27 protein-coding genes are annotated in these 22,966 nt (G+C 74.5%); 15 read left to right on the top strand and 12 right to left on the bottom strand.

The annotated features are described in order from the left end of the window. The first annotated feature begins 31 nt into the window (after positions 1 to 31). From OSB71_RS21025 to amaP, 8 genes are all read left to right on the top strand, one after another. The gene (locus OSB71_RS21025; protein ID WP_265950286.1) at positions 32 to 1,630 is read left to right on the top strand and encodes an ABC-F family ATP-binding cassette domain-containing protein; all 1,599 of its coding nucleotides are present in this window, start codon (positions 32 to 34) and stop codon (positions 1,628 to 1,630) included. A 470-nt stretch (positions 1,631 to 2,100) separates the two neighbouring features. Continuing rightward, on the top strand, positions 2,101 to 2,316 hold the full coding sequence (locus tag OSB71_RS21020) for a helix-turn-helix domain-containing protein (protein ID WP_265950284.1): 216 nt from the start codon (positions 2,101 to 2,103) through the stop codon (positions 2,314 to 2,316). Positions 2,317 to 2,428: 112 nt separating this feature from the next. Beyond that, positions 2,429 to 3,217 carry an enoyl-CoA hydratase/isomerase family protein gene (locus tag OSB71_RS21015; protein ID WP_265950283.1) on the top strand — a complete coding sequence of 263 codons (789 nt, stop codon included), beginning with the start codon at positions 2,429 to 2,431 and terminating at the stop codon, positions 3,215 to 3,217. A gap of 220 nt (positions 3,218 to 3,437) precedes the next feature. Then, positions 3,438 to 3,914: an Asp23/Gls24 family envelope stress response protein gene (locus tag OSB71_RS21010; protein WP_265950281.1), complete on the top strand. Its 477-nt coding sequence runs from the start codon at positions 3,438 to 3,440 to the stop codon at positions 3,912 to 3,914. 93 nt (positions 3,915 to 4,007) lie between these two features. Continuing rightward, positions 4,008 to 4,199 (top strand): hypothetical protein, encoded by a 192-nt coding sequence (locus OSB71_RS21005; protein WP_265950280.1) that lies wholly within the window; start codon positions 4,008 to 4,010, stop codon positions 4,197 to 4,199. Positions 4,200 to 4,202: 3 nt separating this feature from the next. Next, positions 4,203 to 4,595 (top strand): hypothetical protein, encoded by a 393-nt coding sequence (locus tag OSB71_RS21000; RefSeq protein ID WP_265950279.1) that lies wholly within the window; start codon positions 4,203 to 4,205, stop codon positions 4,593 to 4,595. Then, positions 4,592 to 5,236 carry a DUF6286 domain-containing protein gene (locus OSB71_RS20995; RefSeq protein ID WP_265950277.1) on the top strand — a complete coding sequence of 215 codons (645 nt, stop codon included), beginning with the start codon at positions 4,592 to 4,594 and terminating at the stop codon, positions 5,234 to 5,236. The genes OSB71_RS21000 and OSB71_RS20995 overlap by 4 nt, the downstream gene beginning before the upstream one ends. Before the next feature lie 9 nt (positions 5,237 to 5,245). Beyond that, the gene (gene amaP / locus OSB71_RS20990; RefSeq protein ID WP_265950275.1) at positions 5,246 to 5,842 is read left to right on the top strand and encodes an alkaline shock response membrane anchor protein AmaP; all 597 of its coding nucleotides are present in this window, start codon (positions 5,246 to 5,248) and stop codon (positions 5,840 to 5,842) included. Between the two features lie 95 nt (positions 5,843 to 5,937). Here the strand turns inward: amaP and OSB71_RS20985 are convergent, their stop codons facing one another. The 4 genes from OSB71_RS20985 to OSB71_RS20970 form a co-directional block, all read right to left on the bottom strand. After that, positions 5,938 to 6,693: an SDR family oxidoreductase gene (locus tag OSB71_RS20985; protein WP_265950274.1), complete on the bottom strand. Its 756-nt coding sequence runs from the start codon at positions 6,691 to 6,693 to the stop codon at positions 5,938 to 5,940. 5 nt (positions 6,694 to 6,698) lie between these two features. Continuing rightward, positions 6,699 to 7,559, bottom strand: coding sequence for an SURF1 family cytochrome oxidase biogenesis protein (locus OSB71_RS20980; RefSeq protein WP_265950272.1), 861 nt, complete (start codon positions 7,557 to 7,559; stop codon positions 6,699 to 6,701). Positions 7,560 to 7,584: 25 nt separating this feature from the next. After that, positions 7,585 to 8,601: a DEDDh family exonuclease gene (locus OSB71_RS20975; protein WP_265950254.1), complete on the bottom strand. Its 1,017-nt coding sequence runs from the start codon at positions 8,599 to 8,601 to the stop codon at positions 7,585 to 7,587. A 439-nt stretch (positions 8,602 to 9,040) separates the two neighbouring features. Next, the gene (locus tag OSB71_RS20970; RefSeq protein WP_265950252.1) at positions 9,041 to 10,567 is read right to left on the bottom strand and encodes a S8 family serine peptidase; all 1,527 of its coding nucleotides are present in this window, start codon (positions 10,565 to 10,567) and stop codon (positions 9,041 to 9,043) included. A 271-nt stretch (positions 10,568 to 10,838) separates the two neighbouring features. Between OSB71_RS20970 and moaA the strand changes: the two genes are divergently transcribed. Beyond that, positions 10,839 to 11,828, top strand: a complete 990-nt coding sequence (moaA, locus tag OSB71_RS20965) for a GTP 3',8-cyclase MoaA (RefSeq protein ID WP_265950251.1) — start codon at positions 10,839 to 10,841, stop codon at positions 11,826 to 11,828. A 22-nt stretch (positions 11,829 to 11,850) separates the two neighbouring features. Here moaA and OSB71_RS20960 read toward each other — a convergent pair whose 3' ends face one another. Both OSB71_RS20960 and OSB71_RS20955 read right to left on the bottom strand, forming a co-directional pair. After that, positions 11,851 to 12,078 (bottom strand): hypothetical protein, encoded by a 228-nt coding sequence (locus OSB71_RS20960; protein ID WP_265950249.1) that lies wholly within the window; start codon positions 12,076 to 12,078, stop codon positions 11,851 to 11,853. Between the two features lie 210 nt (positions 12,079 to 12,288). Beyond that, positions 12,289 to 12,828, bottom strand: coding sequence for a DUF3099 domain-containing protein (locus tag OSB71_RS20955; RefSeq protein ID WP_265950248.1), 540 nt, complete (start codon positions 12,826 to 12,828; stop codon positions 12,289 to 12,291). A 204-nt stretch (positions 12,829 to 13,032) separates the two neighbouring features. Here OSB71_RS20955 and OSB71_RS20950 point away from each other — a divergent pair, with 204 nt between their 5' ends. After that, positions 13,033 to 13,314, top strand: coding sequence for a GlsB/YeaQ/YmgE family stress response membrane protein (locus OSB71_RS20950; protein ID WP_265950246.1), 282 nt, complete (start codon positions 13,033 to 13,035; stop codon positions 13,312 to 13,314). Between the two features lie 100 nt (positions 13,315 to 13,414). Here OSB71_RS20950 and tyrS read toward each other — a convergent pair whose 3' ends face one another. The 3 genes from tyrS to OSB71_RS20935 are packed head-to-tail and all read right to left on the bottom strand — an operon-like array spanning position 13,415 to position 17,845. Next, positions 13,415 to 14,827 (bottom strand): tyrosine--tRNA ligase, encoded by a 1,413-nt coding sequence (tyrS, locus tag OSB71_RS20945; protein ID WP_265950244.1) that lies wholly within the window; start codon positions 14,825 to 14,827, stop codon positions 13,415 to 13,417. 55 nt (positions 14,828 to 14,882) lie between these two features. After that, positions 14,883 to 16,283 (bottom strand): metallopeptidase TldD-related protein, encoded by a 1,401-nt coding sequence (locus tag OSB71_RS20940; RefSeq protein WP_265950243.1) that lies wholly within the window; start codon positions 16,281 to 16,283, stop codon positions 14,883 to 14,885. Next, entirely contained in the window at positions 16,280 to 17,845 is a 1,566-nt protein-coding gene (locus OSB71_RS20935) for a TldD/PmbA family protein (protein ID WP_265950241.1), read from the bottom strand. The genes OSB71_RS20940 and OSB71_RS20935 overlap by 4 nt, the downstream gene beginning before the upstream one ends. A 218-nt stretch (positions 17,846 to 18,063) precedes the next feature. On the opposite strand from OSB71_RS20935, the gene fabG reads away from it, so the two are divergent. Together fabG and fabI are read left to right on the top strand one after the other, a co-directional pair. Next, positions 18,064 to 18,768: a 3-oxoacyl-[acyl-carrier-protein] reductase gene (gene fabG, locus OSB71_RS20930; protein WP_265950240.1), complete on the top strand. Its 705-nt coding sequence runs from the start codon at positions 18,064 to 18,066 to the stop codon at positions 18,766 to 18,768. A gap of 5 nt (positions 18,769 to 18,773) precedes the next feature. Then, positions 18,774 to 19,553, top strand: a complete 780-nt coding sequence (gene fabI, locus OSB71_RS20925; RefSeq protein WP_265950238.1) for an enoyl-ACP reductase FabI — start codon at positions 18,774 to 18,776, stop codon at positions 19,551 to 19,553. A gap of 147 nt (positions 19,554 to 19,700) precedes the next feature. On the opposite strand, the gene OSB71_RS20920 is transcribed toward fabI, so the two are convergent. Next, entirely contained in the window at positions 19,701 to 20,369 is a 669-nt protein-coding gene (locus OSB71_RS20920) for a FadR/GntR family transcriptional regulator (protein WP_265950237.1), read from the bottom strand. 61 nt (positions 20,370 to 20,430) lie between these two features. Here OSB71_RS20920 and OSB71_RS20915 point away from each other — a divergent pair, with 61 nt between their 5' ends. From OSB71_RS20915 to OSB71_RS20905, 3 genes are read left to right on the top strand one after another with little or no spacing between them, the layout of a single operon-like run. Then, a complete protein-coding gene (locus OSB71_RS20915) occupies positions 20,431 to 21,705 on the top strand; it encodes a CynX/NimT family MFS transporter (RefSeq protein ID WP_265950235.1) in 1,275 nt (424 codons plus the stop codon). A 16-nt stretch (positions 21,706 to 21,721) separates the two neighbouring features. Continuing rightward, positions 21,722 to 21,838 carry an SGM_5486 family transporter-associated protein gene (locus OSB71_RS20910; RefSeq protein ID WP_265950233.1) on the top strand — a complete coding sequence of 39 codons (117 nt, stop codon included), beginning with the start codon at positions 21,722 to 21,724 and terminating at the stop codon, positions 21,836 to 21,838. 37 nt (positions 21,839 to 21,875) lie between these two features. Then, complete coding sequence (locus OSB71_RS20905) at positions 21,876 to 22,019, top strand: hypothetical protein (RefSeq protein ID WP_265950232.1); 144 nt, start codon at positions 21,876 to 21,878, stop codon at positions 22,017 to 22,019. Here OSB71_RS20905 and OSB71_RS20900 read toward each other — a convergent pair. Next, on the bottom strand, positions 21,997 to 22,182 hold the full coding sequence (locus OSB71_RS20900) for a DUF397 domain-containing protein (RefSeq protein ID WP_265950230.1): 186 nt from the start codon (positions 22,180 to 22,182) through the stop codon (positions 21,997 to 21,999). The two genes, OSB71_RS20905 and OSB71_RS20900, sit on opposite strands and share 23 nt — an antisense overlap. 340 nt (positions 22,183 to 22,522) lie before the next feature. After that, positions 22,523 to 22,699, bottom strand: coding sequence for a DUF397 domain-containing protein (locus OSB71_RS20895; RefSeq protein ID WP_265950229.1), 177 nt, complete (start codon positions 22,697 to 22,699; stop codon positions 22,523 to 22,525). Positions 22,700 to 22,966 lie beyond the last annotated feature (267 nt).

The raw sequence follows: 22,966 nt of genomic DNA, 5'->3' as shown, positions 1-22,966 counted from the left end.
CCGTACGTACGTCCCGTCCAGGAGTTCTCTCGTGATCACCGTTTCCGGCCTTGAGTTGCGGGCCGGCGCCCGTGTCCTCATCGAGTCCGCCAGCTTCCGCATCGCCCGCGGCGACCGCATCGGCCTCGTCGGCCGCAACGGCGCCGGCAAGACCACCCTGACCAAGTGCCTCGCCGGGGAGGCCGTCCCGACCGCCGGGACCATCAGCCGCGGCGGCGAGGTCGGCTATCTGCCGCAGGACCCGCGCACCGGCGACCTCGACACGCTGGCCCGCGACCGCATCCTGTCCGCCCGCGGGCTGGACACCGTGCTGCGCGGCATGCGCGAGAACGAGGACCGCATCGCAGGTGGCCAGGGCGCCACCCGCGAGCGTGCGATGAAGAAGTACGAGCGCCTGGAGACGGAGTTCTTGACCAAGGGCGGGTACGCCGCCGAGGCCGAGGCCGCCACCATCGCCGCCAGCCTGGGACTGCCCGACCGGGTGCTCGGCCAGCCGCTGCACACCCTCTCCGGCGGTCAGCGCCGCCGCGTGGAGCTGGCCCGCATCCTGTTCTCGGACGCCGACATCCTGCTGCTGGACGAGCCCACCAACCACCTCGACGCCGACTCGGTGGTGTGGCTGCGCGACTTCCTCAAGACCTACCGCGGCGGCCTCGTCGTCATCTCCCACGACATCAACCTGGTCGAGACGGTCGTGAACAAGGTGTTCTACCTGGACGCCAACCGCGCGCGGATCGACCAGTACAACATGGGCTGGAAGCAGTACCTCACCCAGCGCGAGGCGGACGAGAAGCGGCGCAGGCGCGAGCGCGCGAACGCGGAGAAGAAGGCCGCCGCGCTCAACTCCCAGGCCGACAAGATGCGGGCCAAGGCCACCAAAGCGGTGGCCGCGCAGAACATGGCCCGGCGCGCCGAGCGGCTGCTCACCGGACTGGACGCCGAGCGGAAGGCGGACAAGGTCGCCAAGCTGCGCTTCCCCGATCCGGCGCCGTGCGGCAAGACCCCGCTGACCGCCGAGGAGCTGTCCAAGTCCTACGGCTCGCTGGAGATCTTCACCGACGTGAGCCTCGCCGTGGACCGCGGCTCCCGAGTGGTCATCCTCGGCCTCAACGGCGCGGGCAAGACGACGCTGCTGCGACTGCTCGCGGGGCTTGAGGAGCCGGACACCGGCAGCGTGGTGCCCGGGCACGGGCTCAAGCTCGGCTACTACGCGCAGGAGCACGAGACGCTCGACCCGGACCGCACCGTGCTGGAGAACATGCGGTCCTCCGCCCCCGACCTGGACCTGGTGCACGTGCGCAAGGTGCTCGGCTCGTTCCTGTTCTCCGGGGACGACGTCGACAAGCCGGCCGGGGTGCTCTCCGGCGGCGAGAAGACCCGGCTGGCCCTGGCCACCCTCGTGGTCTCCTCGGCCAACGTGCTGCTGCTGGACGAGCCGACGAACAACCTCGACCCGGCCAGCCGCGAGGAGATCCTCGGCGCGCTGCGCACCTTCGCGGGCGCGGTGGTGCTGGTGACGCACGACGAGGGCGCGGTGGAGGCGCTCCAGCCGGAGCGGATCATCCTGCTCCCCGACGGCGTCGAGGACCTGTGGGGCGCGGAGTACGCCGACCTGGTCGCTCTCGCCTAGGCCCTGCCCGACCACGCGCGTCGGACCGGGCCGCGGCGTCTGGCGCCGTGCGTCGCAAGGCGGACGGGCGCCCTCGTACCGGGCGTACACGGGCGCGCCGCGCCGGCCGGGCCGACGCGCGGGGGCGGACGGCGCAGCCCGGCAGCGGACTTCCGCCGGCGTCGGGCCCCGGGGGCGCGTCCTTCGTGCGGGTGACGCGGCGGCGCTGCCGGGCTGCGCCGCGGGGGGTTCGCGAGGCGCGCCCCGAAGCCTGCCACCGCCTCGCCCGGAGCGCCCCACTGACCTGCCGCTTCCCCGGCCTCACCCGTTCGGCGGACGCGTCCCGGCCGCGTCCGCCGCCCGGCCCGGCGCCCCGGCCGGGCCGCCGGGGCCGTCAAGCCCGTCGGATCGACCTTGCCGAATGGGTGGCCAGAAGCACGGGGAGGGGTGATCATGAGAACTCAGAGCGCACTTCCCATGAGGAGGCACGGGTGGCCGAGACTCTGAAGAAGGGCAGCCGGGTGACCGGCACCGCGCGCGAGGAGCTCGCGGCGGACCTCAAGAAGAAATACGACTCCGGTGCGAGCATCCGGGCGCTGGCCGAGGAAACCGGTCGCTCCTACGGATTCGTGCACCGCATGCTCAGCGAGGCCGGCGTGACCCTGCGCGGTCGCGGCGGCGCCACGCGGGGCAAGAAGGCCGAGTGACGCCGGACCCCGGCGCCCCGTGCGCCGGGGCGGGCGCCCCCGGCACGACCAGGCGGTCCCAGGTGGTTACTCTTCAGTCACTTATGACGTGACGAGCCACCGGAGGACTCGCATGACCCTGCTCGACCAGGACGGTGTGCGGCTCACCGTCGACCCGGACAACGACGCGCTGGCCACGGTCACGCTCGCGGGGCCGGACAAGCGCAACGCTCAGTCCCCGGCCCTGTGGCGGGCGCTGACCGAGGCCGGGCGGCGGCTGCCGGGCCAGGTCCGCGTCGTCGTGCTGCGCGGCGAGGGCAAGTCGTTCTCGGCCGGGCTCGACCGGCAGGCCTTCACCCCGGAGGGCTTCGAGGGCGAGCCGTCGTTCCTGGACCTGGCGCGCGGCCCGGCCGACACGCTGGACGCCACGATCGCCGAGTACCAGGAGGCGTTCACCTGGTGGCGCCGGGCGGACCTGATCACGATCGCGGCCGTCCAGGGGCACGCCATCGGCGCGGGCTTCCAGCTCGCGCTCGCCTGTGACCTGCGGGTGTGTGCCGAGGACGCCCAGTTCGCCATGCGCGAGACCAGCCTCGGCCTGGTGCCCGACCTCACGGGTACCCACCCGTTGGTGCGCCTGGTGGGCTACGCCCGGGCGCTGGAGATCTGCGCGACCGGTCGGTTCGTCCACGCCGCCGAGGCCGAGCGGTACGGCCTGGCCAACCTCGTGGTGCCCGCCGGCGACCTCGCGGACGCCACCGCCGACCTCGCCGCCGCCCTGCTGGCCGCGCCGCGGGACGCGGTGATCGAGACGAAGGCGCTGCTGCGCGGTGCCGCCGAGCGCGACGAGGCCGAGCAGCGCGCCGCCGAGCGCGCGGCCCAGGCCCGCCGCCTGCGGGACCTGGCGGGCCTGGGGGAGTAGCGGCCGCGGTGCGGGCCGCCGCCCGGGGCCGGCCCCCGCGCCCGCGCCGTTCTCCGGGCGCGGGGCGGCCTGTTGACGGGCCGCCCCACGCCCTTTCGTGCGACGCCACCCGTTCGGACCGTCACAACATGGGCACCCGTCCCCTACGGACATAGGGTGATCGGTGGAGCGGGGCGAACCGCTCCGCCTCCCCAGGATCTTCTCGAAAGGGGCATAGGCGATGAGCGAGACAACCTCAGCCGTCGGAGGACAGTCCGGCGAGGCCGGCACGTCCCAGGTCAACCGGGGCGGCGGCGACCCGTCCTCCCGGGGCAAGACGACCATCGCCGACGGGGTGGTGGCCAAGATCGCCGGTATGGCGGCGCGCGACGTCGAGGGCGTGCACGCGATGGGCGGCGGCATGGCCCGCACCTTCGGCGCCATGCGCGACCGGGTGCCCGGCGGCCGGGGCTCGGTCACCCGCGGCGTGAAGGCCGAGGTCGGCGAGGTGCAGGCCGCGCTGGACCTGGAGATCGTCGTGGAGTACGGCTACCCCATCCACGAGGTGGCGGCCGACGTGCGCGGGAGCGTGGTCGAGGGCGTCGAGCGGATGACCGGCCTGGAGGTCGTGGAGGTCAACATCACGGTCAGCGATGTCAAGCTCCCCGACGAGGAGGACGAGGAAGAGGAAGACCAGGAGCAGCCGCGGCTGCGCTGACGCACGTCCCGCCACGGGCCCGTCGGCGGGTCCGTGCGGACCGCAACCATCGCCGCGGGCCACTCCCGCACCACACGCAACGAGGAGCGCAGGATGAGCATGGCTGTCGTGGGACTGATCGCCGGTATGGCGCTGGGCTTCGCCGGGTACTTCGGCGGCTTCGGGGCCTTTCTGCTGGTGGCGGCCCTTGGGGCGGTGGGTCTGGTCGTCGGCCGGTTCTTCGACGGTGACCTGGACCCGGGGGAGTTCTTCCAGACCCGGGGCCGCGGCGACCGGCGGCGGTGAGCGGTGGAACTGGAACGCGTACCGGCCCCCGAGCGCGGTGCCACCCGCATCGCCGACAAGGTGATCGCCAAGATCGCCGCGCAGGCGGCCCACGAGGCGCTGGACACGGGGACCGACCCCGGACGCCACCAGCCCGGGGCCCGCTCCCGGCACGCCAGCGTCTCCGGCCGCCGGGGCCCGGGGCCGGACGGCGAACTCGGCTCCGCACGGCTCCGGGTGGCCGTCGAGCTGCCCTACCCGAGCGACATCGGCGCCCAGACCCGTGCGGTGCGGCGCCGGGTGGTCAGCCGGGTCCGGGAGCTGCTGGGCTACGCCGTCCCCGATGTCGCCGTCGACGTCGAACGGCTCGTCACCGCGCAGCAGCCCGCGGGCGGCGGAGAGGGGCGGGTGCGGTGAGCGACCCCGGTGCCTTCGCCCCACCCACGCTTGAGAAGGACCGCGCCGACGGCGAGGCCGGCCGGCCCGCCCGGCCGAGCGGGCCCGAGGCCGAGCGCACCCCGCGGCCGCGACGCTTCTGGTCCGCGCGCCGCGTGCCGGCCGGGCTGCTCGCCGTGGTCCTGCTGGCCGGAGTCGTCCTGCTGCTGATCGACCTCGTGGCGGTGCGCGCCGGCGAGCCCGCGATGGCCTGGCGCCGCTGGCTGGCCGACGAACTCGCCACCCGCCGCCTGGGCGACGCCGCCGTGGTGACCGGCGCCGTCGTCGCCGCGCTGCTCGGACTGTGGCTGCTGGTGCTCGCGCTCACCCCCGGGCTGCGCTCCCTGCTGCCGCTGAGCGGCGCGCCCGGGCTGCGGGCGGGCCTGGACCGGTCGGCCGCGGCCGCGATCCTGCGCGAAGAGGCGGTGCGCGTCCCTGGCGTCCAGACCGCCGACGTCACCGTGCGCAGGCGCCGGGCCAAGGTGCGCGCCACGGCGCACTTCCGGGAGGTCGAGGACGTGCGCACCGACCTGACCGGCGTGCTCGCCGACACCCTGGTGGATCTGGGGCCGGCCCGTCGGCCCAAGCTGTCCGTCCGCGTGAGCAGGCCGAAGAAAGGCTGAGGTGCGACCGTGCTGAAGACCGTCAACCGGCTGCTGCTCGCGCTGGCCGGGCTCGCCCTGCTGGCCCTGGGCCTGGCGGCGCTGGCCGCCGCCGCCGACCTGCCCGGTCGGCTCGGGGTCACCCCGCCCGACGGCTACGCGTGGCGCGACCCGAACGAGGTGCTGCTCACCCACGCCGACCGCACCCAGTGGCGCGACGAGAGCTGGTGGTGGTGGGTCGTCTTCGCCGTGCTGGGCGTGCTCGTGCTGCTCCTGCTGTGGTGGCTGCGGGCGCAGCTCCTGCCGCGCCGGGTGCGTACCGTGCTCGTCGACAGCGGCGACGGCGCCGGGGCCCACGTGCGCGGCGCCACGCTGGAGGACGCGATGGCCGCCGACGCCGAGGCGCTGCCCGGGGTGGGCCGCGCCCGCGTCCGGCTCGCCGGCCGGCAGAGCGCGCCCCGGGTGCGGGTCGGCCTGCTCGTGGACCCCGACGCCCGCCCCGCCCACCTGGTGCGGGACCTGCGCGCCGGGCCCCTGGAGCACGCGCGGGCCTCGGCGGGGCTGGACCGGCTCCCCGCCGAGACCCGGCTGCGCGCGGCCCGTCAGGGGCCCGACCGCCTCTCCTGAGCGGCGGCCGCTAGCGCGTCGCGCCGCCCCGCCCGCCGGGCGCCGGCTCACCGCCGGCGCCGGCCGCCCGCCGCCGACGGCGGCGCGCGGGCGGGTCAGAAGCGGTGCTGGGCGCCGCCGTCGATCGGCAGCATCGTGCCGGTGAGGTAGGACGCCGCGGGGGAGAGCAGGAAGGCCGCGGCCCGGCCGAACTCCTCCGGCGTGCCGTAGCGGCCCAGCGGGATGGCCGCGCAGTTGCGCCGCCTGGCCGCCTCGGCGTCCCCCGACAGCGCGTCCAGCTCCCGCACCCGGTCGGTGTCGATGCGCGACGGCAGCAGCCCCACCACGCGGATGCCGCGCGGGCCCAGCTCCAGCGACAGGGACTTGGCGAACCCGGCGAGCCCGGGCCGCAGCCCGTTGGACAGGGTCAGGCCCGGGATCGGCTCGGCCACCGACCCGGAGAGCACGAATCCGATCACCCCGCCCTCGCCCAGCCGCGCCGCCGCGGCGCGGGCCAGCCGCACCGCGCCGAGGAAGACGGACTCGAACGCCGCCCGCCACTGCTCGTCGGTGGCCTCCTCCGCGCCGCCGGCCGGTGGCCCGCCCACGCTGACGAGCACGCCGTCCAGGTGCCCGAAGCGGGCGATGGCCGCCTCCACCAGCTCCTCGGCGGCCTCCGGGTCCGCGTTGTCGGCCGCCATACCCTCCGCGCCCGGCCCCAGCTCCCGCGCGGCGGCCTGCGTGGCCTCGCGGTCCCGCCCGGTGAGCAGCACCCGCGCTCCGTCGGCGGTCAGCTCCCGGGCGGCGGCGAAGCCGAGCCCGCGGGTGCCGCCGGTGACCAGATACACCCTGTCCTTCAGCCCAAGATCCATGGGCGTCAGTGTGCCGCGCCGCCCCCCGAGGCCGCGAGGGCGGGGTCGGGACCCGGCGCGTCGCCGCCCGCGTCCCGCGCCTCCCGCCGGTCCGCTGCCTGCCGGTCCGCCGCGTGCCGGTCGCGCACCTCCCGCCGCACCAGGACGACCCAGCCCACCGGCACGGCCGCGGCGAACAGCCACCACTGCACGGCGTAGGCGAGGTGCGCGCCGATGCCGCTGTGGTCGGGCTCGGGCACCTGCTCGGCGAGGCGGTCCTTCGGCGGCGGCGGGCTGGTCTCGGTCAGCTCGACGTACCCGCCGAGCACCGGGCGGCCCAGCGCCTCGGCCCGCTGCTCGCTGTTGACCAGCATCACCTGCCGGTCCGGCAGCTCGCCGCGCACCGTGATGCCGGTGGAGGCGCTCGTCTCGTCCGGGCGCAGCCGACCGGTGACGGTGACCGTCCCCTCCGGGGCGGGCGGGACGTCGGGGAAGGCCCGCTGGTCCGGGCCGCCGGGGACCCAGCCGCGGTTGACCAGGAGCGCCGTGCCGTCCGCGCGGACGAGCGGCGTGAGCACGAAGTAGCCGATGCTCCGGCCGTCGGCCGCGGTGCGGCGCCGGACGACCACCTCGCCGTCGGTGTCGTAGACGCCGGTGGCCGTCACCCGGCGGTACAGGTCATCCCGCTCCGGCTGCCGGCCCGTGCCGGTCAGCTCCGTGACCGGCACGGGGTCGGCGGCCAGCCCGGCGGCGATCAGCTCGTTGTGGGCGACGCGGTCCTGGTGCCGGTGGAGCTGCCAGAAGCCGAGCTGCACCATCACCGGGATCAGCACGAGGGCGAGCAGCGTGAGGATCACCCACTGCCGGGACAACAGGAAGCGGTACACGCCTACCGACGGTACCCGGCCCGCGTCAGCTTCCCGGTGCCGGGGCCACGTCCCGCAGCAGGTGGGTGAAGGCCGCCTCGTCCACCACCGGCGTGCCGAAGGCCCGGGCCCGGGCGACCTTGGTGGTGGCGGCGTCCGGGTCGTTGGTCACCAGCAGGCTCGTCAGCCGGGAGACGCTGGTCGCGATGTGCAGCCCGGCCTCCACCGCGCGGTCCTCCAGCATCTCGCGCTCGGTTGCGGTGTCCCCGGAGATCGCCACCCGCATGCCCTGCACCAGCACCCCGCCCGGCTCGTACCGGCCCGGGTTGGGGTAGGGGCAGGCGGGCCGCCTGCGGGACGGACGCCAGCTCGCGGCGCCGTAGGACCGGGCGGAGTACCCGCCCCGCGCCGCCGGGGACCACTCGGTCAGCGGAGTGCAGGCCAGCAGCGGCAGCCGCACCCCCTCGCGGGCCGCGCGGTGCAGGGTGGGCCGGAAGGCCTCCGCCAGCACCCGGGCGTCGTCCAGCGCGTGGTGCGCCCGCCGCTGCGCGACGCCGTAGTGGGCCGCCAGCGACTCCAGCTTGTGGTTGGGCAGGGCCAGCCCGATCGCCTTGGACAGCGCGATCGTGCACAGCCGCTGCCGCACCGGGGCGGCGCGCTCCGCGCGGGCGAACTCGCGGGCGATCATCGTCCAGTCGAAGACGGCGTTGTGCGCGACGAGCACCCGGTCGGTCAGCCGTTCCCCGAACTCCTCGGCCACCTCGGCGAAGAGCGGGGCGTCGGCCAGCGCCTCGCTCGTCAGCCCGTGGATCCAGGTGGGGCCGGGGTCGCGCTGCGGATTGACCGTGGAGTACCAGTGGTCCTCCACGTTGCCCTCCGCGTCCAGGCGGTAGACGGCCGCCGACACGATGCGGTCGTCCCGGGCCAGGCCCGTCGTCTCGACGTCCACCACCGCGTACCCGGCCGGGTAACCCGAGGGCCACAGGAAACCGGAGGCGTGCTGCTGCGCGGGGATCTGCGGTGCGGCCGCCGCCTGGTCCTGTGCCGTGTGGTCTTCGAGCATGGTCACAGAGGATACGGGCCGCGACTGACACCCCGGCCGTGCGCCCCGTGCGCAAGCGCGGGCCCTGGCACGGGGTTTGACGTCCCGAAAACCCGCGTTACGCCCTACTTGTCCCACTCGGTGTGCGGGACCGGGCTCCGGCGGCTCTCCGTGTTCGCGGCCCGTGGGCGCGGCCCCACCGCGCCGTGCGTCCCGGCCCGGCGAGGGACCGCACACCGGTCAACCCGGCGGCGCGCCCGGGCGGTTCGCTCCCGCGCGCTCCTGCGCCCGGGAGCGGCACGCCGCCTGACGCGCCGTCGGCGGGCTCGGGCCCGCCCCGGCCCTCCCCCGGGGGCGGCACCGGGTCGGCCGCGGCGGGGCACGCGAAAGGGGCCGGGCGCATGCGCCCGGCCCCTTCACCGCGCGGGAGCCCTGGCCCCAGGGCGCCCGAGCGTCTGCGTCACTTCACGGCCGCGAGCGCGTCGACGACGCCGTAGCCGTAGAAGCTGTTGATGTGCTGGGTGCCCGTGCAGGTCGCCGCGTACCGGCCGTCACCGCTGGGGTCGAACTCGCCCTCGGGGCACGGCGTGCTCTGCGCCTGTGCCTTGAGGCGCCAGCCGAGCTCCTGCGGGGTGACCCGCGGGTCCTCGCTCTTGATGAGCGCGGCCACCCCGGCCACGTACGGACCGGCCATCGAGGTCCCCTGCAGGAAGGCGTACTCGCCGCCCGGCATGGTGGACAGCACGCCGCCGTGCTTCGCCGGCGCGTCGGGGATCTGGTAGCGCGCGTCGCCGCCCGGGGCGGCGATGTCGATCTCGCCCAGGCCGTAGTTGGAGAAGTAGGACTTCTCACCGTGCGCGCCGGTGGAGGAGACCGAGGTCACGCCGGGGAGCTGGGTGGGCAGGTCCGGGCACACGCCCGGGTCGATCGTGCGCTCGACGGCCGTGCTGTCGTTCGGGCTCGTGGTGTCGGTGAGCTCGTCGGCCGCCAGGTCCAGGTTGGAGTTGCCCGCCGAGGTGATGTGCGCGACGCCCTCGCCCTGCGAGTACCGCAGCGCGCGCGTCACCGCGTCCACCAGGGCGCCCTGGTCCGGGTCGTCCTTGCAGGCGAACAGCCACGGGTCGATGTAGTAGCTGTTGTTGGTGATCTCCACGCCCCGGTCGGCGGCGAACATGAACGCGCACACCACGGCCTCGGTGTAGAAGAGGCTGGTGCCCGGCTCGCTCACCTTGATGGAGGACACCGACACGCCCGGCGCGGCACCGGCCACGCCGATGCCGTTGCGCGGCGCGGCGACGATGCCGGCCACGTGGGTGCCGTGGTAGCTGCCGTCCGGGTAGGGCCGCCAGGCGCCCTCGGAGGTGTCGGCGACCCCGCCGACGCAGTTGGCGGACTGCCGGGCGGAGAAGTTCGGGGCGAGGTCGGGGTGGGTGTCGTCCACGCCGGTGTCGATGACGGCGACGGTCACGTCGCGGCTGCCCTCGCTGATCCGGTGCGCCTCGGGCGCGTTGATCTGGGCCAGCGGCCACTGCAGCGACTCCAGCGGCTCGTTGGTCTCGCCGCCGGCCGCGGCGGCCGAGAAGCCCTGCTTGGGCGGTTTGACGTACTCCGGCTCGCCGACGTCGGTGGTGGCCGCCGGGATCAGGGGCGCGGTGCGGGTGGCGCCCGCGGAGTCGATGTTCCTGGTGGCGCGCAGCTCGTCGCCGAACTCCGGGTTGGCGGAGTGGGCGACGATGACGCCGATCTCCTCCCAGGCGGTGACGACCGTGCCGTCGGCCTTCTTGATGGCCTTCTTGGCCTTCTTGACGGCCTTCTTGCCGGCGTCGGTGTTCACCACGTACGACAGCGTCGGGCCGTCCTCGGTGGCAGGCTTCCCCTTCGCGAGCGCGGGGCTCGTGCCGGGCAGCAGCCCGAGCGAGACGGTCAGGGCCACTCCGGCCGGTACCGCGAGCAGGCGCCGCCGTCTGGACAGGGGGCTCAATGCCATGGGGTCTCCATGTTCTCGGGGCTGGGGGTGGTGCGCGCTGGGCTCCCGGACGGGGGCACAGCGGGGCAAGCCGCCGTCCGGTATGCGGAGTTGACCGTCCGGGGGCCGGTGCGAAGCTATCCCCGACCGATATCGAGCGGCAATGACCGTGTCGTATAAACGTCAAAAGTTAACACAGGGTGGTCATCTTGTAACATCAACGATCTGTTGAAGCCGGTGTCACTCGCGTACGCTGCGAAGCAGGGAAACAACCGTGTGAGGACTGGCGCGCATGCTGATCGACACGTACGGCCGGGTCGCCACGGACCTGCGGGTCTCGCTGACCGACCGCTGCAACCTGCGGTGCACCTACTGCATGCCCGAAGAGGGCCTGCAGTGGCTCGCCAAGCCCGAGCTGCTCACCGACGACGAGATCGTGCGCCTGGTGCGCATCGCCGTCACCGAGCTGGGCGTCCGCGAGGTCCGCTTCACCGGCGGGGAGCCGCTGCTGAGGCCCGGGCTCGTCTCCCTCGTGGAGCGCTGCGCCGGGCTCACCCCCCGGCCCCGGCTCTCCCTGACGACCAACGGCATCGGTCTGGAGCGCACCGCGGCGGCGCTGAGGGCCGCGGGCCTCGACCGGGTGAACGTGTCGCTGGACACCCTCGACCCGGAGGTCTTCCAGCGCCTGACCCGCCGCAAGCGCCACGCCGACGTGCTGCGCGGCCTGGCCGCGGCCCGCGCGGCCGACCTCACCCCGGTCAAGGTCAACGCCGTGCTGATGCCGGGGTTCAACGAGGGGGAGGCGCCCGACCTGCTGGCCTGGGCCGTCGAACACGGCTACGAGCTGCGCTTCATCGAGCAGATGCCGCTGGACCCCCAGCACGGCTGGCAGCGCGAGGGCATGATCACCGCCGGCGACATCCTGGCCGCCCTGCGCACCCGCTTCACCCTCACCCCCGAGGGGCGCGAGGAGCGGGGCTCCGCGCCCGCCGAGCGCTGGGTCGTCGACGGCGGCCCGCACCGCGTCGGCGTCATCGCCTCGGTGACCCGCCCGTTCTGCCGCGCCTGCGACCGCACGCGCCTGACGGCCGACGGCCAGGTCCGCACCTGCCTGTTCGCCACCGAGGAGAGCGACCTGCGCGGCGCGCTGCGCGCGGGCGCCGACGACGCGACGGTGGCCGGGCTGTGGCGCACGGCGATGTGGGGGAAGAAGGCGGGCGCCGGCATCGACGACCCGTCCTTCGTCCAGCCCGACCGCCCCATGTCGGCCATCGGCGGCTGACACCGGGCCCGCCGCCGGGCGCTCAGCCGGTGGGCGGCGCGCCGCGCGCCTCCCACTCGGCGAACGGGACCACGTCCTTCAGGAAGCCGCGCACGTCCAGGAAGCGCGCCAGGTGCTCGCGGTGCTCCGCGCAGGCCAGCCAGGTCTTGCGGCGCTCGGGCGTGTGCAGCTTCGGGTTGTTCCAGGCCAGCACCCACGCGGCGGCGGCGCGGCACCCCTTTGCCGAGCAGATCGGCGCGTCCTCGCTCATCCGCCCATCCAAACACGGGGCCGCCGCACGCGATGACGCCGGGCAGCCACGGGGGGAGCTGCCCGGCGTCGATCGATCGCTCCGACGGGGGATACGGAGCGCGTAGGAAGTATGGCACGCGCGCTCCTCGCACGTGACCCGAACGGCCGCGTTCGGCATGAGCTTTGCTCGAACCGGGGCGCGAGCGGACGCGACACGCCCGAGCGGCGCTCAGCGCGGCCCGGCGCGCTCCGGCCCGGCGTGCTCCCGCGGCCCCGGCTCCGGCCCCGGCCCCGTCGGCGGCGCGGAATCCCGCGCCCCGGCCGCACCCGGCGCCCCGGCCGCGCGGCCCGCCCCGGCCGCGCCCCGGGCCGCGTGCGCGCCCCGGGTCCCACCCGCGTACGGCACGCCGTCGGCGGTCAGTACCTCGTCCGGCTCCCGCGGCGGTGCGGGCTCGGCCGGGTCGGCGGCCGGGGAGCCCAGCTCCGGGCGGCCGGGCGGCGGCACCAGCGTCGCGGGCAGGTCGCCGGCGTTCTCCCGCCCGGCGTTGGCGATCACCACGGCCACGTACGGCAGCAGGCCGCCCAGGACGAGCGCCACCACCGCCAGCGGCCGGGAGACGTTCCACAGGGCCACCGTCAGCAGCACCGAGAGGGTGCGCACCAGCATGGCGATCACGTAACGCCGCTGCCGGCCCCGGACGTCGTCGGTCAGCCCCTGCCGGGCCCCGGTGATCCGGAAGACCTCGGGGCCGTGCTGCTTCCGCCTCACGCTGCACCACCTGCTCACACGCCGGCCACGGCCGGACCGCCCGGGCCCCCCGACGCCTTCCACGGTACGCCCGGCCCCGGGGTGCGCCGCGCGCGGGGCGCGGCCGCCCGGCGCTCACCCGTACGGACGCCCAGCGGATGTGCGGGGCGTGCGGGTGTGGGCACGCTGATGAGGTCCGTCCACAGCGCCGTACTAGGAGGCGACATGAGTTGGTTGTGGGCAATCATCGTGGGTTTGATCCTGGGTGTGCTGGCCCGCGCCATCCTCCCCGGCAAGCAGGACATCCCGATCTGGCTGACGCTCATCTTCGGTGTGCTCGGCAGCCTGCTGGGCAACGCCGTCGCGGGCTGGATGGGCGTGGGGGACACCGACGGCATCGACTGGATCAGGCACCTGCTGCAACTGGCCGGCGCCGTGCTGATCGTCGCCATCGGCGCCCCGCTGTGGGCGTCGATCAGGCGCGGCAGCCGGTCCCACGGGAGGTAGGCCCCGCCCGCGTGACCCACGCGCGTGGGCGGCGGGGAACGGCGTGGGCCGGGAGTCTGCACCCGGCCCACGCCGCCCCGCTCCAAGCCCGGGGCGTTCGCTACAGCCCCGTGATCTCGGCGATCTTGCGGCCGGCCTTCAGGTACACGGTGCCCGTGACGCCGGCCTCGGCCAGCTTCTCGGCGGCCACCTCGGCCAGCGGACGCAGCGCCTCCGCCTCGGTGAGCACCAGCGCGTGCTGCGAGCCCGCCGCGGGCTCCACGACCAGGCGCAGCCCGTTCTGCTTGGCCACCCGGCGGGCCGCCGAGGCGCTCGGGGTGAACTCCAGCACCCGGGTCAGCACCGCCGCGATGCCCTCGCCGCCGTGCCGGCCCGCGTCCACCACCGGCAGCGAGGCGACCTCGGTGAAGGACCTGCGGGAGAACCGGGCGACGAAGCCGGCCCGCGCGGCCATCGCCGCCTCCCGCCCGTGCAGCGCCATGACCACCTCGCCGGCCAGGACTTTCTTCAGGTCCATCGGGTGCAGCGAGCCGTCCGCGACGCGGGCGGCGACGGCGTCGATCTCGGGGTCCGTCCACTCCGTCCAGGCCCGCAGGTACGGCGTCATCAGGCGGTCCGGGATCGACATGACCTTGCCGAACACGTCGTCGGCCGAGGCGCTGAGCGCGATGTAGTTGTCCTTGGACTTCGACATCTTCGCGCCCGAGCCGTCGGTGCCCTCGATCAGCGGCATCGCGGCGATGAGCTGGGGCTGGAGCCCGTAGATCTCCATCACCTTGCGACCGGTCTGCATGTTCAGGAGCTGGTCGACGCCGCCGAGCTCCAGGTCGCAGTCCAGCTCGGCGGAGTCGATGGCCATGGCCACGGGGTAGATCAGCTCCGACATGGTGAGCCCGGAGCCGGCCGCGAGCCGGGTGCGGAAGTCCTCGCGCTGGAGGAGCTGGGAGGCGGGCACGTGCGCCAGGATGCCGATCAGCCGTGGGAAGGCCAGGTCGGCCAGCCACTCGTTGTTGTGCACGAACCGCACCCGCTCGAAGTCGAAGAACGGACGCACCTGCTCCCGGTAGCCGGAGAGGTTGCGGGCGATGTCCTCGTCGGTCAGCGGCGGCCGCTCGGCCGTGCGGCCCGAGGGGTCGCCGATCTTCGCGGTGATGTCCCCGATCAGCACCGTGACGTCGTGCCCCATGCGCTGGAAGCGGCTGAGCACGATGAACGGCACCGCGTGCCCGAGGTGCACGTCGGTGCCGGTGGGGTCGATGCCCAGCTTGACGTGCAGCCCCCGGCCCTCCGCGCGCCGCCGCTCGATCCGCTCGGCCATCCGCTCCACGCCCGGCAGCACCTCCACCGCCCGGGAGGCGATGAGCTCGGCCTGCTCAGTGGCGCTCAGGTCGCTCAAATCGAGGGAGCGCCGGGCACCCGTCTCGGTGAGCAGTCGCTCCACCGTCGCGTCGGAGGAGAGGTCCTGCGCCAGCAGCGCGCTCGCGCGCCGCACGGATTCGCCGAGGCGTGTCACGTTTGCGTCCTGGTAGCTCGGGGGCGGGTGGCTGTCGGGCACGAGTCTAAGCCGGTCACACACCCTGGCTGACCGAGCTCATGTTGAAGTCCGGGACGCGCAGCGGCGGCATCGCGGTCCGCGGGAAGTAGTCCCCCCACTCCCGGGAGAGGGTCTGCTCGGTCCGGCCGGCCTCGGTGGCCCGGCCCAGCAGGCTCACCGGCGACTCGTTGAAGCGGAAGTTGTTCACCGCCCCCGTCACCTCGCCGTTCTCCACCAGGTAGACCCCGTCCCGGGTGAGGCCGGTCAGCAGCAGGGTGGCCGGGTCCACCTCCCGGATGTACCACAGGCTGGTCAGCAGCAGCGCGGGCCCGTCGTGACCGGAGGCGGCCACCATCTGGGCCAGGCTCCGCTCGCCGCCGCCGTCCAGGATCAGGTTGTCCACCCCCGGGGTCAGCGGCAGCCCGGTCAGCTCCGCGGAGTGCCGGGTGGTCAGCAGGTGGGCGAGCCTGCCCGCGCGCAGCCAGTCCGTGGCGGCCAGCGGCAGCCCGTTGTCGAACGTCGACGCCGCGTCGCCCGAGGCGTGCGCGACGACGAACGGCGCGCACTGCAGGCCCGGGGCCCGCGGGTCGCTGCGCAGGGTGAGCGGGAGCCCGGCGAGCCGCTCGCCCACCCGCGTCGCGCCGCCCGGGGCGCTGAAGACCGTGCGGCCCTCGGCGGCGTCCCGGGCGGAGGCCGACCACAGTTGGTAGATCAGCAGGTCGGCGACGGCCGTCGGCGGCAGCAGCGTCTCGTACCGCCCGGCGGGCAGCTCCACGCGCCGCCGCGACCACGCGAGCCGCTGCGCCAGCTCGGCGTCGAGCGCCGCCGGGTCGACGTCGGCGAAGTCCCGCGTGGCCCGGCCCGCCCACGCCGAGGCGGTGCCGTCGGCGGACTTGGCGTTCAGCTCCAGCGTCCCCGTCGGCTGGTCGTGCCGCAGCCGCAGCCCCGTCGAGCTGCCCAGGTACGTCGAGACCATCTCGTGGTAGGCGAAGCCGTACAGCCTGCGGTCCGCGGCGCGGGCGGCGGCGAAGCACTCGCCCAGCGCCGGGGCGAAGGCGTCGAAGACCGCGGCGGAGGTCTCGGCGGGCGGCTCGGTGAACGACGGCGACGCCTCGCCGCCCGCCACCAGCGGCTGCGCGTCCTCGGCCGGCCCGGCGGTGCGGGCCGCCTCCTCGGCCGCGCGGACCAGCGGCTCCAGCTCCTCGGCGGTCACCCCGGACCGCGAGACGACCCCCGAGGCCGTCCCCCGCCCGCCGTCCACGGTCGCGATCACCGTCAGGCTGCGCCCCCGGGTGACGCCGTTGGTGGTCAGCGCGTTGCCGGCCCAGCGCAGGTTCGCCGACGACTGCTCCTCGGCGAGCACCACGCAGCCGTCGGCCCGCGACAGCGCCAGAGCCCGCTCGACGATCTCGTGCGGTGCGGTCGGCTTGCTCATCGCCCGGCCTCCTGGGTGGTGTTGAGGATGTTGACGCCGCGGAACAGCGCCGAGGGACAGCCGTGCGAGACGGCGGCGATCTGGCCCGGCTGCGCCTTGCCGCAGTTGAACGCGCCCGCCAGCAGGTAGGTCTGCGGGCCGCCGACGGCCTCCAGCGACCCCCAGAAGTCCGTCGTCGTCGCCTGGTAGGCCACGTCCCGCACCTGCCCGGCCAGCCGCCCGTCCTGGATCCGGAAGAACCGCTGCCCGGTGAACTGGAAGTTGTACCGCTGCATGTCGATCGACCACGACCGGTCCCCGACGACGTAGATGCCGCGCTCCACGCCCGAGATCAGCTCCTCGGTGGACGGGCCCCCGGGCGCGGGCACCAGCGAGACGTTCGCCATGCGCTGCACCGGCACGTGCGCGGGGGAGTCGGCGTGGGCGCAGCCGTTGGAGCGGCCGAGCCCGGTCAGGCGGGCGATGCGCCGGTCGAGCTGGTAGCCGACGAGCACGCCGTCCCTGACCAGGTCCCAGGACTGCGCGGCCACGCCCTCGTCGTCGTACCCGACGGTGGCCAGTCCGTGTTCGGCCGTGCGGTCCCCGGTGACGTTCATGGCCGGGGAGCCGTACCGCAGCGTGCCGAGCTGGTCGAAGGTGGCGAACGACGTGCCCGCGTACGCCGCCTCGTACCCGAGCGCCCGGTCCAGCTCGGTGGCGTGGCCCACGGACTCGTGGATCGTCAGCCACAGGTTCGAGGGGTGCACCACCAGGTCGTAGGAGCCCGGCTCGACCCCGGGCGCGGCCATCTTCTGGGCCAGCAGCTCGGGCAGCTCGGCCAGCTCCGCGTCCCAGTCCCAGCCGGTGCCCGTCAGGTACTCCCAGCCCCGGCCCACCGGCGGCGCGATGGTGCGCATGGTGTCGAACTCCCCGGAGTCCGCGACCGCCACGGCCGTGAGCTGCGGGTGCAGCCGCACCCGCTGCTGCGTGGTGACCGTCCCCGCGGTGTCGGCGTAGAACTTGTTCTCCTGCACCGCCAGCAGCGACGCGTCCACGTGGGCCACGCCCTCGGCGGCCAGGAGCCGCTCGCTCCACGCCGTCAGCAGCCCCGTCTTCTCCTCGTCCGGGACGTCGAACGGGTTGACGTCGTAGGCCGAGACCCACGTGCGCTCCCCGTGGGCGGGCTCGTCGGCCAGCTCCACCCACTCCTCGGTCCCCGCCGCCCGGATCACCCGCGCCGACAGCTTGGCCATCGCCACCGCCTGCGCCGCCACCCGGGCCGCGCCGTCCTCGGTCGGGTCCACCCCGGCCGCGAAGCCCCACGCCCCGCCGTGCACCACGCGCACCGCGTACCCCGCGTCGGTGGTGTCCGCCGAGCCCGCCGGGCGCGCGTCCCGCAGCGTCCAGGAGGCGCTGCGCACCCGCTCGTAGCGGAAGTCCGCGTGGTCGGCGCCCAGCGCGCGGGCGCGGGCCAGCGCCGCGTCCGCCAGCCGCCGCAGGGGCAGCGCGGTGAAGCTCTCGTCGATGGAACGGCCGGCGGAACGCGGCGTTGGTGGCAAGACGACCTCCCGTGGTTTCGGCATCCGATCATGCCTGCTGGGCCGCCGATCCGCACGGTGCTTTCCGCGCGGCGTTCTGTAGGGACCCGACAGCGCGCCGCCGGGCCCCCTGTGGGCGCCCGAGTCGGGCGGGCGGCGGCCGGACCGATAGTTTGCTGGGTGCACCGACACAGCACGACAGCCGGCACGCAGCACAGCACGACGCGGCTCGGCTGATCCGAAAGAAATGGGAGTGTGGTCCCTTGAGCCGCTCGGTTCTCGTCACCGGAGGCAACCGCGGCATCGGCCTGGCCATCGCCCGCGCGCTCGCCGACGCGGGTGACCAGGTCGCCATCACCTACCGTTCGGGCGAGCCGCCGGCCGGTTTCCTCGCCGTCAAGTGCGACATCACCGACCCCGAGCAGGTGGAGCAGGCGTACAAGGAGATCGAGGAGAAGCAGGGCCCGGTCCAGGTCCTCGTCGCCAACGCCGGCGTCACCCGCGACCAGCTCCTGCTGCGCATGTCCGAAGAGGACTTCGCCACCGTGCTGGAGACCAACCTCACCGGCACCTTCCGCGTCGTGAAGCGCGCCACCCGGGGCATGCTGCGGGCCCGCAGTGGCCGCGTCGTGCTCATCTCCTCGGTCGTGGGCCTGCTGGGCTCGGCCGGGCAGGCCAACTACGCCGCCTCCAAGGCCGGCCTGGTGGGCTTCGCCCGCTCCCTCGCCCGGGAACTCGGCTCGCGCAACATCACCTGCAACGTCGTCGCGCCGGGTTTCGTCGACACCGACATGACCCGGGCGCTCACCGACGAGCAGCGCGCGAACATCACCGGCCAGGTGCCGCTGGGCCGGTACGCCGAGCCGGCCGAGGTCGCCGCCGCGGTGCGCTTCCTGGCCTCCGCGGAGGCCGCGTACATCACTGGAGCCGTCATCCCCGTTGACGGCGGATTGGGCATGGGGCACTGAACGCTATGAGTGGACTTCTCGCCGGCAAGCGCGTCCTGGTCACCGGAGTGCTGACCGACGCCTCGATCGCCTTCCACGTCGCCCGGCTCGCCCAGGAGGAGGGCGCCGAGGTCGTCCTCACCGGCTTCGGGCGCCTGTCGCTGGTGCAGCGCATCGCCAGGCGGCTGCCCAAGGAGGCGCCCGTCATCGAGCTGGACGTGCAGAACGCCGAGCACCTGGACACCCTGGCCGACCGCGTCGCCGAGCACCTGGGCGACGGCGTGGGCCTGGACGGCGTCGTGCACTCCATCGGCTTCGCCCCGCAGGACGCCCTGGGCGGCAACTTCCTGCACACCGGCTGGGAGTCGGTGGCCACCGCCGTCGAGGTCTCGGCGTACTCGCTGAAGTCGCTGACCATGGCGCTGCTGCCGCTGCTGGAGCGGCGCGGTGGCGCGGTCGTCGGCATGGACTTCGACGCCCAGGTGGCCTGGCCCAAGTACGACTGGATGGGCGTGGCCAAGGCCGCCCTGGAGTCGACCTCCCGCTACCTCGCCCGCGACCTGGGCGAGAAGAACATCCGCTGCAACCTGGTCTCGGCCGGGCCGATCAAGTCCATGGCCGCGAAGTCGATCCCCGGCTTCGAGGAGCTGGCGGAGGTGTGGAACACCCGCGCCCCGATCGACTGGGACCTCAGCGACCCCGAGCCGGCCGCCCGCGGCGTCGTCGCCCTGCTCTCGGACTGGTTCCCCAAGACCACCGGCGAGATCGTGCACGTCGACGGCGGCGTCCACATGATGGGCGCCTGACGCGCCGACCCGGCGCGCACCGGCCCGGCGGAGGACGCCGCCCGGCGGGGCCCGGCCACCGGCCGGACCCCGCCGCGGCGTGCCCGGGTGGCGCCGGGACGTTCCGGGGGCGCCCCGGGAACCGCCCGGGCCGGCGCCGGGCAGGCGTCACCCCGCGCGGCACACGGCCGTGTACGACGCGGCCTCGCGCGCGGCCGTCGCCGCGTCGCCGTCGCGGATGGCCCGGATCATGCGCGAGTGGTCCAGGTGGTCCTCCGCGCGCAGCTCGGCGCCCACGTCGAAGCGCAGGTGCTCGCGCAGCACCGCGCCCAGGTCCGCGTAGAGCGCGGTCAGCACCTCGTTGTGCGAGGCCCGCACCACCGCCAGGTGCAGCGTGGCGTCCGCCTGCACGAACCGCTCCACCTCGCCCGAGGCCCACGCCTCCTCGCGGCGCTCCAGCAGCGCCGCCAACTGCCGCACGTCCTCCTCGGTGCGCCGCCGGGCGGCCAGCCGCGCGCCCTCGGCCTCCAGCGTCGAGCGCAGCTCCGCGACGTGCCGGGGCTCGGCCCGCGCGAACCTGCGGTGCATGACGCCGGCCAGTTCGCTGGTGGCCACCACGTAGGTACCCGAGCCCTGCCGGATGTCCAGCAGACCGTTGTGCGCCAGCGCCCGGATCGCCTCGCGCAGCGTGTTCCGGGCCACCTGGAGCCGCTCGACGAGCTCGGGCTCGGTCGGAATGCGCGAGCCCACCGGCCACTCGCCGGAGGTGATCTGGTTCCGCAGGGTGTCGATCACCTGCTCGACGAGGGCCGAACGCCGGGGCGAGGTCAAGGGCATGGCGCTCCCGCCGGGGGAGCGGCGTTCCAAGCATTCATCCCATGATTCTATGATGGGCCGCATGGCTCAGGAAGACCGGCTCGCGCTCGACACCGCATCCGCCCCCACGGCCCCCACCGCCGCGCCGCCGCGCGCCGCGGGACGGGCCCGGTGGACGCTGCCGCTCGTCGCCGCCGGCCTGGTCCTGGCCGCGCTGAACCTGCGACCGGCCGTCTCCGGCCTCGGCCCGGTGCTGGAGGAGGTGCGCGCCGCGCTCGGCATGAGCGGCACCGTCGCCGGTCTGCTCACCTCCGTGCCCGCGCTGTGCTTCGCCGTCTTCGGCAGCCTCGCCCCGCGCCTGGCACGCCGCCTGGGCCCGGCCGCCGTCGTCCTGGGCGGCATGGTGGCCGTCACCGCGGGGCTCGCGCTGCGCCCGCTGGCCGGGAGCACGGCCGTGTTCCTGCTCACCAGCGCGCTCGCCCTCGCGGGCATCGCGGTGAGCAACGTGCTGATGCCCGTCATCGTCAAGCGCTGGTTCCCCGACCGCGTCGGCGGCATGACCGGCCTGTACTCCATGGCCCTGGCCCTGGGCACCGCCGCCGCGGCCGCCCTGACCGTGCCCGCGGCCCGGGCCGTCGGCGGCGGCTGGCGCACCGGCCTGGGCATGTGGGCCCTGCTCGGGGCGCTGGCCGTGCTGCCCTGGGCCGTCGTCCTCGTCCGCGACCGCGACGCCCGCGGCCCGGCGCGCCCCGCGCCCGGCGCGGCCCCCGTCGCGCCGCTGCGCATCACCCGCTCCCGCATCGCCTGGGCGCTGGGCTGCTTCTTCGGCCTCCAGGCCACCGCCGCCTACGTGACGCTCGGCTGGCTGCCGCAGATCTTCCGCGACGCCGGGCTGTCGGCGTCCACCGCCGGGGTGCTGCTCGCCGTCTCCATGGGCATGGGCATACCCCTGTCCTTCGTGCTGCCCCGCGTCGCCGCCCGGCTGCGCCACCAGGGCCCCCTGGTGCTCGTGCTGGGCGCGTGCGGACTGAGCGCCTACGCCGGGCTCTGGCTCGCCCCTGCGGCCGGAGCGTGGGCGTGGGCGCTGCTGCTGGGCGTCTCCAACTGCGCCTTCCCGCTGGTGCTCACCATGATCGGCATGCGCTCGCGCACCAGCGTCGGCGTCGGCCAGCTCTCCGCCTTCGTGCAGGGCACCGGCTACCTGATCTCCATCCCCGGCCCGCTGCTCGTCGGCGTCCTGCACGGCCTCAGCGGCGACTGGCGGGCCCCGCTGGCGCTGCTGGCCACGCTCATGGCCGTGCAGATCGGCGTGGGCGTGCTGGCCGGGCGCGACCGCTGCGTCGAGGACGGCGAGTGAGTGGGAGACTGGGCCCATGCCAGTGCTCGAACCCAATCCAGGCAACGGCCAGAAGAAGCTGCTCCTCGTCTTCGGCGCCATGATCGGCGTCTGCGTCGTGATCGGCGTCATCGCCTCCCTCGCCGCCCCGTGAACGCCTCGGCCGACCAGCGGACGGCACCGGCTCGCCCGTGCCGGAAGGCTCGTACGACAACCCGCAGGATGTCGCCAGGCGCAACGAGCTGGAGCGCAAGGGCTACACCAGCCTGCTGCTCCCCGGTCCGGCCCGCCGTCCGGTGACGGCGGGCACGGTCATCGGTCGCCGACGAAGCTGACGAACCGGGTCCACCCGTCTCGTCCGACTGAGAGGGCGGGGCGGGATACGTCCTTGGAGTCCCGTACGTGGACGGACTCCTCGGCCGCCGCCACCTCTACGCAGTCGTCCCCTTGGCTGCCGCTGTGGCTGGACGTGAACCAGGCCAGTTCCCTCTTGCTCACAAGCGCTCCTCGCAGACGCTTCAGCAGGTCCCACGGTTCCTCGGGTGGCAGGTCCTGTGAGCGCAGTGTGTCATAGCGCTGACGAAGTGGGCTGGCTTCTTTCGGCCGCTGTCAGGTGGCCTGTTCCGTTGGTCTTCGGAGTACGCGTACGGGTGGTCTTCCGTATCTCCGGGGAGGCGTATCGGCTCGTCCGGGGCAGCGTGTAAGGGGCCTCTACTGGACCACCCGCGACGTCACGTTGAGGCCAGCACCGCTCTCCCGTACACGGGCAGGCGTGTCGTGACCCTTGGTGTGGCTCCTGTGGTGCGGTTGGCCCGCCGTCCGGTGACGGCGGGCACGGTCATGGGCCGCCGACGAAGCTGACGAACCGGGTCCACCCGTCTCGTCCGACTGAGAGGGCGGGGCGGGATACGTCCTTGGAGTCCCGTACGTGGACGGACTCCTCCGTCGCCGCCACCTCTACGCAGTCGTCCCCCTGGGTTCCGCTGTGGCTGGACTTGAACCAGGCCAGTTCCATCGTTTCCGTACCTCTCCTCGCAGTTGCTCCGACAAGCCTCGCGAGTCCTTGTGTGGCAGGGCTTGCGAGCGCAGTGTGTCATAGCGCTGATGAAGCGGGCTGGCCTCTTTCGGCCGCTGTGAGGTCGCCTGTTCTGTTGGTCTTCGGAGTACGCGTACTGGTGGTCTTGCGGATCTTCGAGGAGGCGTATCGGCTCGTCCGGGGGGCGCGTGCAGAATCTGCAGCGTCGCGTTGCTGCGGGCAGTGGTCTCCAGTACTTGGGCCAGC

Origin of the sequence: Streptomyces marinisediminis (genome assembly GCF_026262575.1) — a bacterium.
GTDB lineage: Bacteria > Actinomycetota > Actinomycetes > Streptomycetales > Streptomycetaceae > Streptomyces > Streptomyces marinisediminis.
This window is presented reverse-complemented; position numbering and strand designations above follow the sequence as displayed.

Excerpts from the sequence above, each read along its gene's own strand:
- OSB71_RS21015 (WP_265950283.1), top strand. The coding sequence starts at position 2,429 with ATGACCCTGCTCGACCAGGACGGTGTGCGGCTCACCGTCGACCCGGAC.
- OSB71_RS21010 (WP_265950281.1), top strand. The coding sequence starts at position 3,438 with ATGAGCGAGACAACCTCAGCCGTCGGAGGACAGTCCGGCGAGGCCGGC.
- OSB71_RS21005 (WP_265950280.1), top strand. The coding sequence starts at position 4,008 with ATGAGCATGGCTGTCGTGGGACTGATCGCCGGTATGGCGCTGGGCTTC.
- OSB71_RS20985 (WP_265950274.1), bottom strand. The coding sequence starts at position 6,693 with ATGGATCTTGGGCTGAAGGACAGGGTGTATCTGGTCACCGGCGGCACC.
- OSB71_RS20975 (WP_265950254.1), bottom strand. The coding sequence starts at position 8,601 with ATGCTCGAAGACCACACGGCACAGGACCAGGCGGCGGCCGCACCGCAG.
- OSB71_RS20970 (WP_265950252.1), bottom strand. The coding sequence starts at position 10,567 with ATGGCATTGAGCCCCCTGTCCAGACGGCGGCGCCTGCTCGCGGTACCG.
- moaA (WP_265950251.1), top strand. The coding sequence starts at position 10,839 with ATGCTGATCGACACGTACGGCCGGGTCGCCACGGACCTGCGGGTCTCG.
- OSB71_RS20960 (WP_265950249.1), bottom strand. The coding sequence starts at position 12,078 with ATGAGCGAGGACGCGCCGATCTGCTCGGCAAAGGGGTGCCGCGCCGCC.
- OSB71_RS20950 (WP_265950246.1), top strand. The coding sequence starts at position 13,033 with ATGAGTTGGTTGTGGGCAATCATCGTGGGTTTGATCCTGGGTGTGCTG.
- OSB71_RS20940 (WP_265950243.1), bottom strand. The coding sequence starts at position 16,283 with ATGAGCAAGCCGACCGCACCGCACGAGATCGTCGAGCGGGCTCTGGCG.
- OSB71_RS20935 (WP_265950241.1), bottom strand. The coding sequence starts at position 17,845 with ATGCCGAAACCACGGGAGGTCGTCTTGCCACCAACGCCGCGTTCCGCC.
- fabI (WP_265950238.1), top strand. The coding sequence starts at position 18,774 with ATGAGTGGACTTCTCGCCGGCAAGCGCGTCCTGGTCACCGGAGTGCTG.
- OSB71_RS20920 (WP_265950237.1), bottom strand. The coding sequence starts at position 20,369 with ATGCCCTTGACCTCGCCCCGGCGTTCGGCCCTCGTCGAGCAGGTGATC.
- OSB71_RS20915 (WP_265950235.1), top strand. The coding sequence starts at position 20,431 with ATGGCTCAGGAAGACCGGCTCGCGCTCGACACCGCATCCGCCCCCACG.
- OSB71_RS20910 (WP_265950233.1), top strand. The coding sequence starts at position 21,722 with ATGCCAGTGCTCGAACCCAATCCAGGCAACGGCCAGAAGAAGCTGCTC.
- OSB71_RS20895 (WP_265950229.1), bottom strand. The coding sequence starts at position 22,699 with ATGGAACTGGCCTGGTTCAAGTCCAGCCACAGCGGAACCCAGGGGGAC.